Raw genomic sequence first — 18,049 nt, 5'->3', positions numbered from 1 at the left:
TCGAGCGGGCAAAATAAACGGGTTTTTGGACGAAAAGTTGGGCGTTCTCGGTTTTTAACCCGGAAATGACAGTTTACGCTTGATGGTGCCCACACTACTGGACGAACTGTTTTCAAATTTGCCACGAAGTCGCAAAGACGCAAAGCAAAATACGCATTGGTTTGCCGCACTTTGTGCCTTTGCGTCTTTGCATCGCAAAAATAATGTCCAGCCGTGTGGATAACGCATCCGCTCACTGTCTGTATTTTTCCTCAAATCGCCGCTGTAGTCGCTTTTGTTTGTTGTCCAGATTGATTTCGCGCCCCTGTATAAATGCTGCTGTCACCTTGCAGGTGCGCATATCCAAGGCATCGCCCTCGCTGATGAACAGTGTGGCATCCTTGCCTGTCTCGAGCGAGCCGCAGGTTTTGTCAATCTGCAAAATTTTGGCTGTGTGGAGTGTCAGGGCGCTTAGCGCCGCTTCTTTCGGCAATCCATATCCGGCGGCTTGGCCCGCCTGAAAGGCCAAATTGCGCTGTTGCCATGCGCCGTCCATCGAAAAGGCAAACAACACCCCTTTCTCATGCAGCAAGGCGGGTGTTTTGAATGGTTGGTCCACGTCTTCATCTTCACGGGAAGGCAACCTTTGAGTGCGTCCCAATATCACGGGCACCTCGCGGGCTTTCAAAAAATCGGCCACGAGCCATGCGTCGCTGGCGCCCACCAAGACCGTGTGCAAGCCATAGCTTTCCGCAAAGAGCACCGCCTCTTGAATCGTTTTGGCGTTGTCGGTATGCACGAAAAGACTTTGTTTTTTGTCCCAAAGGCCGCGCATGGCCTCAAAACGAGGGTTTTTCGCCGCGACGACGGGCGCTTGGGCGTATGCTCGGGCCTCGTCGAAGAATTGCCGAAGCGCCAGCACGTCTTTGTCGTACTGCTCGTTTCTTCTCATTTCGGGGCTGCCTGTCTGCCAACCCGACCAGCTGCGCAACGCAGGCCAGTTGAGGTGGATGCCGTCGTCGGCGCGGTAAGATGCGTCTTCCCAGTTCCAAGCGTCGAGCTGCACGATGGAGGAGGTGCCCGACACGGTGCCGCCCGTGGGAGACACTTGTGCGAGCAATACGCCATTGGAACGCACGGTGGGGGTCACTTCCGAATCGGTGTTGTAGGCGATGATGCTGCGCACGTTGGGGTTCAAGGCGCCCGTTTCAGAGAAATCCTGCGTCGGGCGGGCGGCATCTATTTCCACAAGGCCAAGGCGGGTGTTGGGGGCGATGAAGCCGGGATAGACGTGCTTGCCTGCCGCGTCGTAGATTTTCCCATATTTCGTCCGGTCAATGCGGATGGTGGTTGCGTCGGCCACCAAGGTCAATTTGCCGTTTTCAAAGCCGATGGCGCTGTTTTCGATGACTTGCCCATTGCCGAGATGCGCAGTGGCTCCCATGATAAGGATGGCCTCTTTTTGTGCCGGGGCTGGTGTGGGGACTTGGGCGAAAAGGGTGGCTCCCGCGAAAAAGGATAGGCTCAAAAGCAAATAAAGGGGCGATTTTTTCATCCGAATCAGATTTTTCATAAAAACAATTGAAAGGAGGCAACAAGCGTCGTTGCGAAGCGTGAAGAAACGGGAAATGTGGGAAATGGAAACACGGTGCCCCCAAAAAATCGGTACTCCTGTCTGCGAGGAGCGCCGTAAACAGTTTTTGCCACCATTGCTTTGGCCTTTCGGCAAGGCAGATTCAGGCTTGACTTGACCATTTCCCAATTCAAAAAAGGCAAAAACTTAGGCAAAAGGCTGATTTCATCTCCATTTAAACAGTATGCAACCCTAAATCAGGTCTCACCGCCCTATACCTTCCGCTTTCTACCCTCTACCTAAGTTTTTACCTTTTTCCCGCCTTAATACTGGAACTTTGCCCCATGCTCCCTCCTGAATTGGCACCACTTCTTTATCGGGAACTCGAAAAAATCGCTGCCCGCACAGCGTGGCGGGAGCAGGTGCTGGCGTTGGCCAATTTGTTGGAGCGCATTTTTTTCGAGGCTACCCAACAGGAGCAAATCGCGTTCAGCACCCTGTTTGCTCGCATCAGCTACGCTGGGCACAAGTTTCATTTTCAGGAAAACACGTTGCGCGGTATCCATCATTTCCGCTTGGCAGCCAAGCGCGTGCGCAATGGCGGAGCGGCAAACGAGATGAGTGTCCGGTTGGGTTTGCACGCCGTGGCGGAATCCGTGTTGGTGCTGACGGGCGCAGCCATTCCCTCGGGTTTGGCGGAGCGATTGGGCGAAGCACCCCCGTCTTTTCAGGCAAGCGAAGCAGGAGGCGAACTGGCTTTTGCTGCGGTGCTTCGCGTCGTCGCGCTGGAAGACGATGCCAAACAAAGCTGCCTCATCGCCACCGACGAGGAGCGACCGGGGCAGTTCGTGCGCGTCCTGTACGGCTTGCCGGAACGCAACGAGCATTTCATGCCTACCATCCAAGTTGTCCGCAAGGTGTTCGGGTTCCCGGTGACGCTGAACCTGCTGGAAGTGGACATAGATGCGCAAGGCAATTATCGTCCGCGTGCTTTCGTGGTGGAGCCGGATTATCTCATGGACGTGTCGGCTATTGCCGAATGTTTCAAGGATACTGGCGCGGAACCGTACGCCTATCTGGCAAAAAAATTCCTGCCGATGGAGCCGAACGAGCCGAAACTGCTTGGCAACATCGCCAACTTTTTCCTCGACCGACTGCTGAACGAACCCTCCGCCGAATGGGTAGCCACTTTCCGCGAGACCTTCCAACTCTACCCCTTTGTGTATGCGCCCATGAGCGATGCGGAGGTAAAATCCATATCGGGCAAAGCGCAAAAACATTTTTTAAACCTAAAAAACATGGCAGCCCAAGGCTTTGCCAAAGAGGGCATCGAGCCGGAGCACTGTTTTCTCGAACCTGCCTTTTTCAGCGAGCAGTACGGCATTCAAGGCCGCCTTGACTTGTTTTACCGAACGGACGAAAAATCGGCCATCGTCGAATTGAAGAGCGGTACCCCCTTCAAACCCAACAGTTACGGCATACAGCGCAGTCATTTTACCCAAACCCTGCTTTATGATTTATTGGTGCGTTCGGTGTATGGCCGCTCCACCGACCCAGCCAAATACATCCTCTACTCCGGCGCGGATTTGAATCACTTGCGCTTTGCGCCCACCGTGCCGCCGGAACAGTGGGAGGCGCTGCAAGTGCGCAACCAACTAGTGGCCATCGAGCGGCTTTTGACCAAGATAACCCCCGGCGATGAACAGGTGGCTGTGTTTGGCCGGCTGAGAGCCGCTCATGGCAAGGGGTTCACCGAGCGCGATTTTGCCCGTTTTGAGGTGGCCTACGCGGGGTTGTCTTTGTTGGAAAAAAAGTATTTCAATGCCTTTGCGGGTTTCATCGCGCGCGAGCATTGGTTGGCCAAAGTCGGCGAAGAGGGGGTGGACGGCTCCAATGGCCACGCCGCCCTTTGGCGCAGCAGTTTTGAGGAAAAACAACTGGCTTTCAGCATTTTGAGCCATCTAGAAATGCTCGAAAACCGCGCCGCCGAACCCGAACCTTGCATCGTTTTTCGGAAAACGCCGCTCACCAATCCGCTGGCCAATTTCCGCGTTGGCGACATCGCGCTCCTCTATCCAGCCGTGGACTCGACGGATACCGTATTGCATCACCAAGTCATCAAATGTACCATCATGGAGCTGGGCAAAGACCGCGTGACCGTGCAGCTGCGCTTCCGGCAGCACAACCTCAAACCCTTCGAAACGGAGGGCTATTGGTGTCTGGAACCCGACATGATGGACACTGGCTTTGCCGCCATGTATAGGGGGTTGCTAGAATGGGCAGAGGCTGGCGCGGAGAAGCGGGGGCTGGTGCTGGGCATCCACCCCTCCCCCAACTACTTCCTCCTCTGGGGGCCGCCCGGAACGGGCAAAACCTCCGTGATGCTGCGCAACCTCGCGGCACAAGTGCTGAACGAGACCTCCGACAGCCTGCTCCTGTTGGCCTACACCAATCGCGCAGTGGACGAAATCTGCGAGGCGCTCGACAGCATCGGTGGCGACATTCGGCAGCAGTATCTGCGCATCGGGAACAAACACTCGACCGAAGAGCGGTTTCGAGAGCAACTTTTGAGCGTGAAAATCGCGGAAGCAAAAAACCGCGCCGAACTCCGCGCCGTGCTCGATAGCCATCGGGTATTCGTCAGCACGGTGGCCTCTTTTGGCTCGAACGAGGGCTTCCTGAAACTCAAAAAATTTCAGCGGCTTATCGTGGACGAGGCATCACAAATCTTGGAGCCTCAACTGATAGGCTTGCTGACCCGCTTCGAACATTTTACCCTCATCGGCGACCACCGCCAATTGCCAGCCGTCACCACTCAACGGTCGGCGACCACCGTCGTGAAGGATACGGACTTGAACAGTATTGGCCTTGCCGATTTGCGCGATTCTTATTTTGAAAGGCTCTATCGGCGTTGTCAGGAGCAGGGCTGGCACTGGGCTTACGGCCAACTCGACCGTCAGGGACGTATGCACTCTGACATCATGGATTTCCCGAATCGGTATTTTTACGGGGGCCATTTGCACACGCTCGACCAAGCTCCCGAACATCGCCAGCACAAGCCGCTCCGTTACGATTGGCCCGCCGCAGACCCCGTTCTTATAAAAATTTTATTTGAAAAAAGGGTCGTTTTCCTGCCAGCCCAACCAGCGGAAAACTTGTCGAATCCCAAAACGAGCACCGTGGAAGCACAGTGGGTGGCGCAGCTGGTCGCCATGTTCAAAAACGTGTGGGCCGCCAACAGCAAGCCGTGGCATCCCGCAAAGTCCCTCGGCATCATCACTCCGTGGCGGGCGCAAATCGCTCAAATTCGCGAAAGCCTGTCCGCCGCCAACCTCGACCCCGACGAAATCACGATTGACACGGTGGAGCGTTATCAAGGCGGCGCTCGCGACATCATCATCGTTTCCACTTGTGTCCACTCCGAATTTCAGCTGGCAAGCCTCGTCAACCTCAGCGGAGAGGGCGTTGACCGCAAACTGAACGTTGCCCTCACGCGTGCCCGCGAGCACCTTATTTTGATTGGAAACGAGGAGATTTTGAGAAAAGACCCGCGTTACAGGGCTTTTATCGAACAATACAAAGTCGCTCTTCCATATCCCAACCCGACATAACTTCGCCGCTTCAAACACATGAACTCGTTTCCTCGCAACTTTTTCTTTCGATTGCTTTGCAGCCCTGTGTTGCTTAGCCTGCTCTTTGCCTGCGCGAGGCAAGGCTCGCCCACCGGAGGCCCCAAAGACACAGACCCGCCGGAGGTGGTCGCGGAAGCCAGCACGCGCAATTTCAGCACCCGCTTTTCCGAACGCCGCATCGAACTTGCTTTCAACGAGTGGGTGGTGCTGTCTGATGTAGGCACGCAAGTCGTCATTTCGCCGCCTTTGAAAAAACGCCCCGACATCACTTTGAAAGGCAAAAAGGTAATCGTGGAATTCTCGAAGGAAGACACCCTGCGCCCCAACACGACCTACACCATCAATTTCGGCACGGCGGTCAAGGATTTTCATGAAAACAACCCGGCGAAGGATTTGCGGTTCGTGTTCTCCACAGGCGACTTTTTGGACAGCCTCTCCGCCAACGGTATCGTGGTGGATGCCTTCACGAGCGAGCCGCTCGAAAACATTTCGGTGATGCTCTACGATGATTTTACGGACAGCGTGGTGCGCAAGGAGAAACCCTACTATTTCGCCCGCACCGACAAGAGCGGCCAATTTTCCATTCAAAACGTGAGGGAAGGCGTGTATAAAGTAGCGGCTATTGACGATAGTTCCGGGGATTTGAAATGGGATGGCCAGAACGAGCGCATCGGATTTGCTGATAGCCTGCTGACGCTGACGGACTCTGCCAACGCATCGCTGAGCATCAAACTTTTCAAAAATCAGCCGACGTTTCGCCTTTTCGACAGCAAAACCCTCCGCTTTGGCTTGGTGCAACTAACCTACACCGATTTGCCAGACTCGGTCGCCATTCGGCCCGAAACGCCCGATGTGCGCTACACCGTCGAGAAAGTGAAAGACACCCTTTTTGTTTGGTACGACATGAGCGCCCCCGCAGCATGGCAATTGATGGCCAACGACGACACGGTGCGAGTGCGCAACCTGTCGCGCGAAGATTTTTTTAAAAACCATGCCCTCGCCGAAGCGGGCGCACCTGCCGCCGCAAGCGCCAGCCGACGACAAACCGCCCCGCTCGCTCCCGCGCCAAGCGTCACAAAAACCGTCAGTCAGCACCCCACCAAACAGGCGACCATTTCCTTCAATTCAATCTTGGCCAGCGTGGACACCGCGCAATGGCTGATGCTGATTGACAGCACGCCCTTCTTCGATTTTTCCGCCCAACTCGACTCGACGCTGCCGCGAAATATCAATGTCCAAGTCGCTTGGGCGTTCGGCAAAACCTACACGCTCACCCTTTTGCCCGGTGCCGTCACGGATTTCTATGGGGTGTCCAATGCCGACACACTCGTTCGCATATTGAATGTTTACACCGAAAAACAACTCGGCGGGCTGAACCTGACGGTGGAAAATTTGATTCCGGGCACCCAATATGTGCTGCAATTGCTGAACGGCACCGTGGTGGAGGAAGAGCGCGTTTTTGACACCGAGGGCACAGAGAAAAAACTGATATTCACCAACTTGGTGGCAGCCGCCTACACCGCCCGCCTCATCGAAGACCGCAACGGCAATGGCCGTTGGGACACGGGCGATTATTTTGCCCGCCGCCAGCCGGAGCCGATTTTTACCAAAAAACTCGACCCGCTCCGCGCCAATTGGGAAGTGGAGGCCTCCATGCAAGCAGGGGAGGAGACCAGGAGAAACAAGACCGAGTGAGGATGGCTCGCGTTTGCCTTGCGCAAGTCTTTCCTTTGCCGCAGCAAGCCTATTTTTTCAACCCAATCTCCCGCAGCCGCTCGTCCAGATACTCGCCGGCGGTGATGGGCGCGTAGTGTAGCGGGTTGTCGGCGGTGACACAGGAGGGGAGGCAGGTCAAATCCATCGAGCTGACCGGATGCAGGAAGAACGGGATACTCAGGCGCGGCAAATGCCATTCGGAGCGCGGCGGGTTCACCACGCGGTGGGTGGTGCTTTTCAGGTAGTCGTTGGTGAGCCGCTGAAGCATATCGCCCACGTTGATGACGATTTCGTCGGCCTCGGGGAGGATGGGCACCCATTCATTTTCAGAGTTCAATAGTTCCAAGCCGCCAGCACTCGCGCCCACGAGCAGCGTGATGAGGTTGATGTCCTCGTGTTGTTCGGCGCGAATGGCGCTGGCAGGCTCGTGCGTGATAGGTGGGTAGTGGATGCTGCGAAGGATGGAGTTGCCGTGCGTGATTTGACGGGTGAAATAATCCTTGTCGAGGCCGAGGTGGGCAGCGATGGCTTCGAGCAGCAAGCCGCCTGCTTTTTCAAAAGCCTGATAGAGTTCGCGGCCCAGCTTGGCGAATTCGGGCGCTTCGGCCACCTGCACGTTGTCGGGGTATTCCGATTTGAGCGGATGGTCAGCGGGCACTTCTTGGCCGATTTGGAAAAACTCTTTCAGGTCGGCCACCTGCGACTGCTTGGCGTGTTCTTTTCCGAAAGAAGTGTAGCCGCGTTGGCCAGCCATGCCGGGTATCTCGTATTTTTTCTTGACGGCCTCCGGCAGGGCAAAAAAGGCTTTTGAGGCCTCGTAGAAGCGGTCAATCAAATTTTTGGGAACGCCGTGGTTCACCACCGCCACAAAGCCTACTTCGTGAAAAGCCTTGCCGAGCGCGCGCACGAAGGCTTCTTTTTCGGCAGGGTTGCCGGAGGCAAATTTGGAGAGGTCAACAGTTGGGATGCCTTTTTCTTTCATGGCAAAAAAATGTGTTGATGTGGTCAATAGAGCAACGGCAAAAACGCATTACTGGCTCAATCGGTTGATTTTAAGTTGGATTTCTTTTTTGGTGATTTCACCGCCGAGTCAACTCCATGACCGCACCGACCTTGTTGGGGCGGGAAAGTTGGTAGGTCTGGCAGGTGTAATTCAGCCCCTTCTCTTTTTTGCCGAATTCTTTGGAGTAGCGTTCAGCCATTTTGGATAGTGTTAAACTTTGTCTTGTACTTGTGTTCCACCGAATCATCCACCGAAACCAACCCCGACCGCACCAGATGCGCGTTCACAAAAGTCTTGTTCTGCAAGTACAAATAAGCCATCAGCCGGTTCTGGGAATCGTGTTTGACCGCATCATATTTCAGGAAAACTTTTTGGCCTTTCGTTTTTTCGCGCAGCCAGTCGCTGGCCTTGCCGTTTTGCGCAGGATTTTCGCGGATGCCAATGAGGCGCACTTCGAGGCCGTTGTTCAGCCGCACGAGTTCCGGGCTGATGACTTCTTTCACGGTGAAAAACTCCTCGCGCTTGGTTGAGCCGTTTTGGTCAATTTTGGAGCCGAACTGGAGTTTTTTCACGTCTATTTTTTTGTCCAAGCGCAGCGGGTCTTTGAAAATGTAGGGCAGTTTTTGAACCTCTTTTTCAAAATCAACAAGCAACTCGTCTTGTTCTTCAAAGATAAATTGCGCCTTGTCGAACAGGTTTTTTTCATCGGCGCCAATTTTTTTGCGAATGATGGGAATAAAGTCTGGATTGGCTTCATAGCCGAGCGAGTGGCGGCCCAAGTTTCTGGCGGCCAACGAAGTGGTGCCGCTACCGAGGAAGGGGTCAAGCACCACATCGCCCACGAAGGCGAACATTTTGATGAGCCGGTGCGGCAATTCTTCGGGAAACATTGCCAAATGATTGTCCTGCTTCGCGCCGCTGAAATTCCAGTGACCGCTGAAAAACTCGTTCCATTCTTCGACGGTCATTTTGGAAAGCTCTTTTTTCTCCCGGTCGGGTTTGGGCGCGTCGCCGTGTTTTTTGAAAATGAGGATAAACTCGTAGTCAATTTTCAAAATGCCGTTGCGCGGGTATGGAAAACTGCCCATAATCGTCGCGCCGCCGGTGGTGTTCGTGGTGGCGACTTTTTGCCAAATCACCGCGCCCATGTAGTCGAACCCGATGGACTCGCAGAATTTTATGATTTCCGTGCGAATCGGGATGACTTTGTAGCGACCATAATAGACCGAGCGCGCAAACTGGTCGCCAATATTGATGCACAGGCGGCAGCCTTTGTGCAACACACGATGACATTCTTTCCAAACCAAATTCAGGTGATTGATGTACGTCTCATAGTCGTCGTGAAAGCCGATTTGATTGTCCGTGCCGTAGTCTTTCAACTGCCAATATGGCGGCGAGGTGACGACAAGGTGAACACTCTCGTCGCGTACTTCCTTCATGTGGCGGCTGTCGCCCCGAACGATTTTGTGGTAGGTTTTGGTCATCTTTTGCCGTTTTCGAGGCGAAAATAAGGCATTTTAAATACCCTGATGAATTATTCGCGCGCCCTATGGAACGCGGCTTAATTCGCAAAAATCATCTGCCGCACATCCACCACCTGACCATCCACCACGAGCGCGTAGGCAAACGTGCCGCGCACGCCGTAGCCATGCGTGTACATAGTCTCGTTCAGCCCTTGCTTCAGCACGACGGGTATTTTTTCAATGACTCTGCCCTGCAAATCCACAATCTGCACCCATGCCGAGCGGTAGGTCGGCACCTCGTTCACCCAAAAAGAAATCCAAGTCGCCTCGTCGAAAGGATTGGGGCGGTTCTGAAACAATTGAATGTTGGGTGTCGGCTCTTCGTTTGGCTCATTGGTGGACACACTGGGCGCCACGAGTTTTTCTTCTGAAAAAAGACTTTCCACGCCGTGTAAGTCGAACGATGCCACGCTTGCGAACAGCCCCCCCGTGGGATTGCAGGGAAAAACGCCCGTCGTGGTGCCTATGAGGGTAAAAATAGAATCCCAGTCGTTCGTGGAGGTGCGCAAAGCCACGCGATACGCCCCTGTGCTAGTGGGGGTGATGTTCACGGTGAGTTGGTTGCCAACACGAGTGGCGGTGAAATCCGAGGGGGTGGGCACGTTGCGGGCAGCCATGGCAGCGGCATTGGCATTGATGACGGCATTGCGGGCCAAATAGTTGAAATCCACATAGAAAGAATCCACCTCTCCGTCGCCGTCCGTGTCGGCCCCCAACACATCGCCGGAGGTGTGCTGGCGGTCGGCGTAGTTGGCGTTGTTGCTCGCGTCGCCGTGTTCGTTGGCAGAAGTGAAACGCATGGCCGCGTAGTTGCGCTCACGGAATGGGATGTGGTCGCCGCCGCGCCCGGTGCGGTCTTCGGGCGACATGATGCGCACATTCATCGGCACGGATGCCTGCGGCAGGATGTTTTTCTGATATTGCAATTTGATGAATCGGGCGAGTTGCTTGTGTTTGGAATTGAATGCGCCAAACGAGAACAGCCGCACGCTCGTGGAGTCAACTTGGTCAAGTCCCGGGCAGGAGGGCGGCGACGACGTTTGGCCACATATAATGCCCCCTATGATGTCGTTGTTCAGCACCGCCCGCAGGGGGATATTTTTTTGCTGGATGTATGCGGCAAAAGCATTGGCCCCCAACAGCCCTTGCTCCTCGCCGATGGTCGCCATGAAAACGATGGTGTTTTCAAACGTGTAGGCCGACATGACGCGGGCCAGTTCCATTACCAGCGCGGTGCCGGTGGCATTGTCTTCGATGCCCTCTGCCACGCAAGCCGTGTCGCAAAGGACGTTGCATCGGCTGTCGAGGTGGCCCTCTATCAAGATGACACCGTTGTTCGATGGATTAGCCCCCGGCAACACGGCCATGATGTTGCGATGCTGCCCTACCCCGCAAATCGTTTGGTTGAATTGCAGGTAGGACACCACGAGCCGGTCTTCGTTTTCGGCTGAGAATGTCTCGAACTGCTCATGCACCCAACGCCGCGCGGCGCCAATGCCCGTGACGGGCGAAAGCGTGTCGGAGCCAGTGTTGCGGGTTTTGAACGTGCTCATTTTCAGAATGTATGACTTCAAACTATCCGGCGAGATGCGGGTGTTGAGCTCCGCCGCGATGATGGAGGGGACATTCACGATGGTCGAGGCCGCATAGTCGGCGGGGTCGTAGTTGCCCAATAGGATTTGCTCGGCGAGCGGGTTGGTCGTGAGAATGTTGGTTTGGGCGAAACAAAAATGCGTCCCGGCCATGAGGCAAAGGCAGGTGTGTATCAGACGGACCATGTGCGGAGATATTTTTTGACAAATGTAGCCATTTTCAAACTCTGACCGCTTGGCCGGGCAAGCCCTCGACCAATCCTAACCCTTAAAGTCAACCTTCCGATGCGAGCCGTCGCAGTAAGGCTTGTTGCTGGAAGCCCCGCAGCGGCAAAAGGCGGTGACTTTGTGCTTGCTCGTTTCGTTGCCTTCCGCATCCTTCACTTTGATATTGCCATAGACCATGAGCGGGCCGTTGGGGGTGGCTTCCACGATGGTTTCTACTTCCACGCGCGTTGGCTCGACTTCTTCCGCTTGATTGCGATGCCAACTGAGCGCCCCAGAGGGGCATTTTTCCACTTGAGCGATGATGGCTTCGGTATCGGCCCCGTCCATGTCAATCCAGGGGCGTCTGCGGGGGTCGAAAACCTTTATCAGACCGCGCCAACAGAGCGTGGAGTGAATGCACACGTCCGGCTTCCAGACGACGGTGATGTCATTGTTGGTGTAGTGTTTTTCCATGTTTTGTGCGCTATACAGAATTTTTTCAAAAATTATCTCCGAATGCAAAATCCGGCTGGCGCTCCGTCCATCTGCCGCGGGTGAAATCCGGGAACATTTGCGGGCTGCTGCCTGTGGCGATGCTGGCTTCGGAGAGCGGTGTGATGGCGAGCCATGTGGCCGCGTCGTAAACATCTATTTGTGGGGCGATGTTGCGTTTGGCGCACTCCACGAAATGGTGAAAAACGAAGAAGTCCATGCCGCCGTGCCCGGCGGTTTTGGCATCGTTGCCGTAGCGTTTCCACAGCGGGTGGTCGTAGCGGTCGAGCCAAGTTTTGGCTTCCTCCCAAGCGTGTGCTTTGGTGTGGCCGTCGAGCATGAGGCTTTTGTTCACGTCCATCCAGATTCCTTTGGTGCCTTGCACGCGGAACCCAAGCGAATAGGGGCGCGGCAGGTTGGTGTCGTGAGAGAGCAGCATGGTTTCGCCGTTGGAAGTTTTTATGAGGGTGGTCACCACGTCGCCGAGGTTGAATCGGGTTTTGGCGTTCGGGTGGCTGGGGCCGCCTTTGGGATGATTGACAATGTACTCGTGCAGCCCGCGTGGTTTGGAGGCGATGGAGGTGAGGAAGAGGAAGCGGTTGCCGCGATTGATATTGGTCATCATGGCCACCGGGCCGATGCCGTGTGTGGGATAGAGGTCGCCGTTGCGGTGCACGGAGTGTTTGGTGCGCCAACGGGCTTCGCTGAATGCCTTGTCGCCAAACTCCACGCCGGAATTGTAGGGTGTTTGGCCATCGTTGAATTTCACCCCGCGCAGGTCGTGTTGGTAGCCGCCTTCGAGGTGCATGAGCTCGCCGAACAATCCTTCGCGCACCATTTGCAACACGGCCATCACGTCGCGGCGGTAACAGACATTCTCCAAAAACATGAGGTGTCTGCCAGTGGCCTCGTGGGTGTTGACGAGTTGCCAGCACTCGTCGAGCGAGAATCCTCCCCCCACTTCGGTGGCCACATATTTGCCTGCTTGCATGGCGGCCACGCACTGCTGGGTGTGCCATTCCCAAGGGGTGGAAATGACCACCGCGTCAATGTTTTTGTCGTTCAGCAAATTGAGGTAATCATGGTCGCCTTTGTCATAGACGGCGGGTTTCTTTTTGCCTTTGTTGGCAATCATTTTCAGGGTATCGGCCACCATGCGCGGGTCGGGGTCGGCGATGGCGGCCACCTCGCAGTCGTCGCGCAGCAGGGCGAGTTCGACGTGGTTTTGCCCACGCAGACCGGTGCCGATGAAGCCGATGCGCAGACGCTCGTTGAGGATGGCTGTTCGGGGTTTGACAGTTTGGGGAGATTGCGCAAGGGAAATGTTCGGCACGGTGAGCGCGGCGCTGGCGAGGGTGGCATTTCGGAGAAAGGAGCGGCGGTCGAGTTGTTTTGCCATTGTAAAAAAAAATAAAAAATGTTCGGGGGGGAAAGGTCTGAAAAGTCTCCGCGTTTTTGTGCGAAAAAACTATTCTGACATGTCACGTCCGAACATTCTTTTGCTGCTGCTGCCGTTGTTGTGCCAACTGGCTTGCACCCCTCCCAGCCATTTTCCACGCGAACAAGGCGGCCCTGTACTGACCGAATCGCTCTTCGATTACAAGGAGCGCACCCTGAGCGAGGAGGACATTCGCCGCATCCTCGACGGCCACATCGAGCTGCGGGACACGCTGCGTTTGGCGGTGTTCAACTTTGGCGGGGCCATGTCGCGCCACAGCAATGTGTGGGGCGGCGCGTGGCGGTGGCACGATGAGGAAAGCATGAAGAGTCAACAGAGACTGATGGACACCTTGACGTACGCGCTGACGCGCTCGCCGCGCGTGCAGGAGGTGATGCTGTTGCCCATGATGGTGACGGGAGCGAAGCCCAACATTCATCAATTGCGGGAATCGGCGGTGCGGGTGCAGGCCGATATGTTGCTGATTTTTAGCTTGCACAGCGATATTTTTCAAAAATACCGCGCCTTCAAGAAGGATGAGGCGAAGGCTTTTGCCACTTGTGAGGTGGTGTTGATGGACATTCGCACGGGCGTGATTCCGCACACGAGCGTCGTGACCCGAAGTGCTCACACGAAGAAGGTGAAAGAAGATTATTCGGAGGTGGATATGCAAAACCGGGCGTTGCACGAAGCGGCGCTGACGACGCTGCTGGAGGCTGGCAACAAGGTGACGGCTTACTTGAACGGGCAGAAATAGTGTTCAGTCTTGTTGCCTGCCGTTGGGGGCCCATCGGCGGCTGGCTTTCTTCTCTGCGTGTTGTCGTTTTGCTTGGAGCCGGGCTGCTTTGGCGCCCTGAGGTATGCGGGTGACGATGCGTTTTTTTTGCTGATGCAGGGCTTTGGCAATGAGTTGCAGGAGTTTGGATTCGGCCAGTTGTTTGTTGGCCCATTGCGAGCGGGCGGTCTGGTCTGTGACGGAGAGGATGCCCTCGGCGGATATTTTGCTTGCCAATTTTTCCAAGACGAGGTGTTTTTCTGCCTCGCTCAAGGCTTCGGAGGCGGCCACGTCGAGCCGGGCTTCCACTTTGGTCTCCACTTTATTCACGTTTTGCCCGCCTTTGCCGCCGGAGCGGGCGGTTCGGTAGGCGATTTCGGATTTGAGCAGTTCGATGTCCATGACGCAAAATTGCTCCAAAGGTGCGCAAGGGGCCGATAAGTTCCATTGACCAAAAGAAAAACAATTTTCACTCCACCGCAGCCAGCTCCACCATTGGCAACGCCACCGTGTAATACTGTTGCGAGGTGATGACTCGCACCTCTTTGTCGGTCAACATTCGGTAGCGGTCTTTGATGTTTTGAAGGCCAACTCCCGTGGAGTCCATCACCTGATTTTTCTTTTGCAAGTTGTTGCGTACCACGAGGTGGCCGTTTTCGGCAAAAACCTCGATGTGAAGTGGCTTGTCGTTGGAAATGACGTTGTGCTTGATGGCGTTTTCAAACAACATCTGCAAGGCTAGGGGCACTACGACGGCCTCCCTTCTGTCGTCGAGCGGCTCGATTTCCACTTGTAGGTTTTCGCCAAAACGCTCTTTAAGCAGAAAGATATATGCCTGCAGGTAGTCGAGTTCTTCTGAAAGGGGGATAAGTTTGGCATCGCGGCTTTCCAGCACATATCGGTACACCTTGCTGAGCTGCTGCACGAAGCGCACGGCTTTTTCCGAATCTTCTGGGATGAGGTAGATGAGCGTGTTGAGGCTGTTGAAGAGGAAATGCGGATTCACCTGATTGCGCAAGCCTTCGAGCTGCGATTCGATGTTTTGGCGCTCGAGCTCGGCTTTTTCGGCGACGGTTCTTTGCAGTTGCACATAAAAGGAGGTCGCTTCGTAGAGCGTCATCACCAGTGCCGCCATGATGAGCGAAGAGATATAGGCCAACAATGGTTCCGGCTCATGGCCATCGTTTGGCTCGAATCCGTGCAGTATGGTTTTGAGGCTGAAGCTAATCAAAAAATAAAACAGATTGAAGGCCAAAAACACAATCACGAGCCGTTTGCCAATGTCTTTGGGCGCGGGAAAGCGCAATTTGAGATGTTTGTAGGTCCATCGCAGCGCGGACCAGTAGAGGGCCGTGTAGAGAAAAGATATAGGGATGCAAGTCCCCACCGTAGCCCAGTCGCCTTGTGCATACGACTCGCCGAAGAGCATCAGCGAAATCAAGATGCTCGCCAAGGGCAAGCCCACCAAAATGAGGTGGCGGTCGTTGAAACCGGCGATGTCTTGGAAACACGGGTGTTTTTTCATGGCTGCGAAGGTATAATTTGGTTGATGAGGGTTGATGAAAGTTGATAGCGTACGCTATCAACTTTCATCAACCCTCATCCACTCTTATTCTCAAAACTCAATTCTGTAGAGCAAATCCGGGAAAAACCCGATTTGGTCAATGCGGCCCACGTTGCCCCGCACCTCGTTGTAGCGCATGGCGAAGATATTGGCCTTGTTGGTGACGTTTTGGAAATCAAGGAAAAAAGTCTGCGACAGTTTGCGTTTGGCACTGTTGAGGCGGAAACCAACTTTCACGTCCCAGCGGAAGTAGTCGTCGAGGCGCAAGCTGAACGCTTGGTCGTCGTAGAGCACTTCTTCGCCTGCCGCTTGGCTGGCTTCGAGGTTGATGGGGGTGTAAGGGCGGCCTCCGGCGGCGGTCAGTTTGGTGTCCAGAGTCAGGAAGCGGCGGCCCGAATCGCCGAGCTTGAATTCCTTGCCCGCCAGCGCATTGAGCACATAGCCGCCGTCGAAGGCTGTGCTGCGCTCCACGCCGTCGGAGCCTTTGTATGTTGATTCAAAAAGGCTCACTGTCAGGAGGCTATACCAGCCTTGCGAGAAGAATTTTTCCACCGTCAATTCGGCACCTATGTTCCTGCCCGTGCCATTGTTCACGAGATTGTTTTTTTCTGGGAAAATAAAATCCGCGCCAGTGTTCAAAATCGAGAAGCTGGAAGATATGCTTTCCACGGGCACTTTTGAAAGGTCTTGGTAATAGGCTTCGGCTTTCACGCGCCACGAGGGGGCGGGTTTGAAATCATAGCCCAACACGAAATGCTGGTTGCGCGTGAAGCCGAGGTTGCTATTGGTCTCCACGAAAGAGCCGTCGGCTTGGCGCTCGCGGAAAAGGAACACGGGCAGGGGCTGCGTCTGGTTGTGCATGCCATAGCCGAGACTCAGGGTGTGCTTGGGGGCGAATTGCCAGTTGAGCGCGGCGCGAGGCTCCAACGCGAAGTCTTCGGTCTTGGCAAAATAAAGGGTGTGCAGCCCGGCGTTGAGCGTGAGCGTTTTGGTGAGGCGATATTGCGCCTGCGCGTATGCCTCCGATTGGTGGAACCACCCGTCGAAGTCGCGCTCGGTGAACCAATCGGGCAGCCCGTCGTCATCGAGGTCGGGTGTGTTGTTGCGGGTGCGCACTTGGGTGTTGAGTTGCTGCTGTTGCACAAGGATGCCCGAGCGGAGGGTCAATCGGCTGCTGGCTTTGAGATTGTAGTAGGAGGAGAGGCGATAGGTGTTGCCTGCGTCGCGCACGTCCCATATTTGGAAGGGCGTGCCGTTGTCGTCAATGGAGAGGTCGTCCGCCGTGTAGGTGTTCCCAGAATGAGAGGCCGACAATACGGTGCGGACGTATGAGCGGTCGTTGAGCAAAAGGTTGTGTTTTAGGCCGACGACGCCGAATTTTGAGACATTATAGGCGTTCTCGTTGGGGTTGGCAAACAAGTCGGTCGTGTCAATTTCAGCACCCAAGAAATCAATGGCGCTATGGCCGCCGATGCCGAATAGCGACCATTTGCCCGCCTTTCCGTTGCCAAAGTCAACGTTGAAGCTAAGGTCTTTGTAGCGTGGCGTGGCGGTGGTGCCGATATTCAGCCCGGCGGCGGATGCCAGTTCGGTGAATGAGTGGCGATAAGCCACCACGAATGAGCCATCGTGCTGTTTGTTGAGCGGCCCTTCCACCAAGGCTTCCAAGCCGGAGAAAGCGCCGAGTTGCACCATGTATTCCGGGCGCTCTTTGTTGCCCGTGCGCAGGTTGATGTCGAACACGCCCGCCAGCGCATTGCCGTATTCGGCGGGAAAAGCGCCGGTGAGAAAATCGGAATTGGCAATCATATTGGGGTTGAGCGCGGATACGGGGCCGCCCGTAGTGCCGAGCGTGCTAAAATGGTTGGGATTGGGAATGGGGATGCCTTCCAGCCGCCACAGCACGCCAGTGGGCGAGTTGCCGCGAATGACGATGTCGTTGCGGGCATCGTTGTTGGCTGCCACGCCCGCGAAGTTGGCCACGAGTTTGGCCACGTCGTTGCGGCCACCTGAGTAGCGCATCACCTCTTCGGTGTTGAACTGGCGTGCGGAAATAGTGGCCAAGTCGTTCATAGGCTTGTCTTTGTTAACTTGAGCAGTGATGACCACCTCGCCCATTTTGGTGAACGATTCTTCCAAGCGCACGTCCAATTGAGCTTCTTTGCCTGCCGTCACGAGGATATTAGGGATGGTTTGGGGTTCGTAGCCGAGATAGGTGACGCGCAGGGTCTGGCGTCCTACCGGGACGTTGGCGATGGTGAATTTGCCGTTCACATCGGTTGTCGCGCCCAAAGGGGCATCAGCTTCTGAGGTGGCGGCGCTGGCGAGCAGCACCACCGTGGCGCCGATGAGCGGGGTTTCGGCCTGTTTGTCGAGCACGACACCCCGCAGCGTGGAAGTTTGAGCGAAAATGGATGCGGTAGTGAGGAGGAGCATCAATGGGAGCAAAAAAGGATGTATTGATTTCATCGTCTCTTATTTTTTTAGTTGAAAAAATTTTTGACGATGCAAACATCTCGGCTCGCCCTCTGCGCCGAAAGTCGAAAGCCCTGAGC

12 protein-coding genes are annotated in these 18,049 nt (G+C 55.1%); 3 read left to right on the top strand and 9 right to left on the bottom strand.

The features are described 5' to 3' along the window. Positions 1-232 precede the first annotated feature (232 nt). The gene (locus tag KIS77_08490; GenBank protein ID MCW5922367.1) at positions 233-1,534 is read right to left on the bottom strand and encodes an amidohydrolase family protein; all 1,302 of its coding nucleotides are present in this window, start codon (positions 1,532-1,534) and stop codon (positions 233-235) included. A 362-nt stretch (positions 1,535-1,896) separates the two neighbouring features. Between KIS77_08490 and KIS77_08485 the strand changes: the two genes are divergently transcribed. Together KIS77_08485 and KIS77_08480 are read left to right on the top strand one after the other, a co-directional pair. Next, positions 1,897-5,163, top strand: a complete 3,267-nt coding sequence (locus KIS77_08485; GenBank protein MCW5922366.1) for an AAA family ATPase — start codon at positions 1,897-1,899, stop codon at positions 5,161-5,163. A gap of 18 nt (positions 5,164-5,181) precedes the next feature. Then, entirely contained in the window at positions 5,182-6,879 is a 1,698-nt protein-coding gene (locus KIS77_08480) for an Ig-like domain-containing protein (GenBank protein ID MCW5922365.1), read from the top strand. Positions 6,880-6,928: 49 nt separating this feature from the next. On the opposite strand, the gene KIS77_08475 is transcribed toward KIS77_08480, so the two are convergent. From KIS77_08475 to KIS77_08455, 5 genes are all read right to left on the bottom strand, one after another. Then, entirely contained in the window at positions 6,929-7,882 is a 954-nt protein-coding gene (locus KIS77_08475; protein ID MCW5922364.1) for an isopenicillin N synthase family oxygenase, read from the bottom strand. A gap of 212 nt (positions 7,883-8,094) precedes the next feature. Beyond that, positions 8,095-9,387: a thermonuclease family protein gene (locus KIS77_08470; protein ID MCW5922363.1), complete on the bottom strand. Its 1,293-nt coding sequence runs from the start codon at positions 9,385-9,387 to the stop codon at positions 8,095-8,097. Positions 9,388-9,464: 77 nt separating this feature from the next. Then, on the bottom strand, positions 9,465-11,204 hold the full coding sequence (locus KIS77_08465; protein ID MCW5922362.1) for a M28 family peptidase: 1,740 nt from the start codon (positions 11,202-11,204) through the stop codon (positions 9,465-9,467). Positions 11,205-11,279: 75 nt separating this feature from the next. Further along, complete coding sequence (locus tag KIS77_08460) at positions 11,280-11,699, bottom strand: (4Fe-4S)-binding protein (GenBank protein MCW5922361.1); 420 nt, start codon at positions 11,697-11,699, stop codon at positions 11,280-11,282. Positions 11,700-11,724: 25 nt separating this feature from the next. Beyond that, a complete protein-coding gene (locus tag KIS77_08455; GenBank protein MCW5922360.1) occupies positions 11,725-13,116 on the bottom strand; it encodes a Gfo/Idh/MocA family oxidoreductase in 1,392 nt (463 codons plus the stop codon). A 79-nt stretch (positions 13,117-13,195) separates the two neighbouring features. On the opposite strand from KIS77_08455, the gene KIS77_08450 reads away from it, so the two are divergent. After that, positions 13,196-13,912: a hypothetical protein gene (locus KIS77_08450; GenBank protein ID MCW5922359.1), complete on the top strand. Its 717-nt coding sequence runs from the start codon at positions 13,196-13,198 to the stop codon at positions 13,910-13,912. 3 nt (positions 13,913-13,915) lie between these two features. Here the strand turns inward: KIS77_08450 and arfB are convergent, their stop codons facing one another. The 3 genes from arfB to KIS77_08435 form a co-directional block, all read right to left on the bottom strand. Further along, entirely contained in the window at positions 13,916-14,332 is a 417-nt protein-coding gene (gene arfB, locus KIS77_08445; GenBank protein ID MCW5922358.1) for an aminoacyl-tRNA hydrolase, read from the bottom strand. A gap of 67 nt (positions 14,333-14,399) precedes the next feature. Then, entirely contained in the window at positions 14,400-15,455 is a 1,056-nt protein-coding gene (locus KIS77_08440; GenBank protein ID MCW5922357.1) for a histidine kinase, read from the bottom strand. 90 nt (positions 15,456-15,545) lie between these two features. Further along, a complete protein-coding gene (locus KIS77_08435) occupies positions 15,546-17,963 on the bottom strand; it encodes a carboxypeptidase regulatory-like domain-containing protein (protein MCW5922356.1) in 2,418 nt (805 codons plus the stop codon). Positions 17,964-18,049 lie beyond the last annotated feature (86 nt).

The sequence above is a fragment of the Saprospiraceae bacterium genome, from assembly GCA_026129545.1.
In the GTDB taxonomy this organism is placed as follows: Bacteria; Bacteroidota; Bacteroidia; order Chitinophagales; family Saprospiraceae; genus M3007.
The sequence above is the reverse complement of the archived record's forward strand: the minus strand, read 5'-3'. Positions and strand labels throughout refer to the sequence as shown.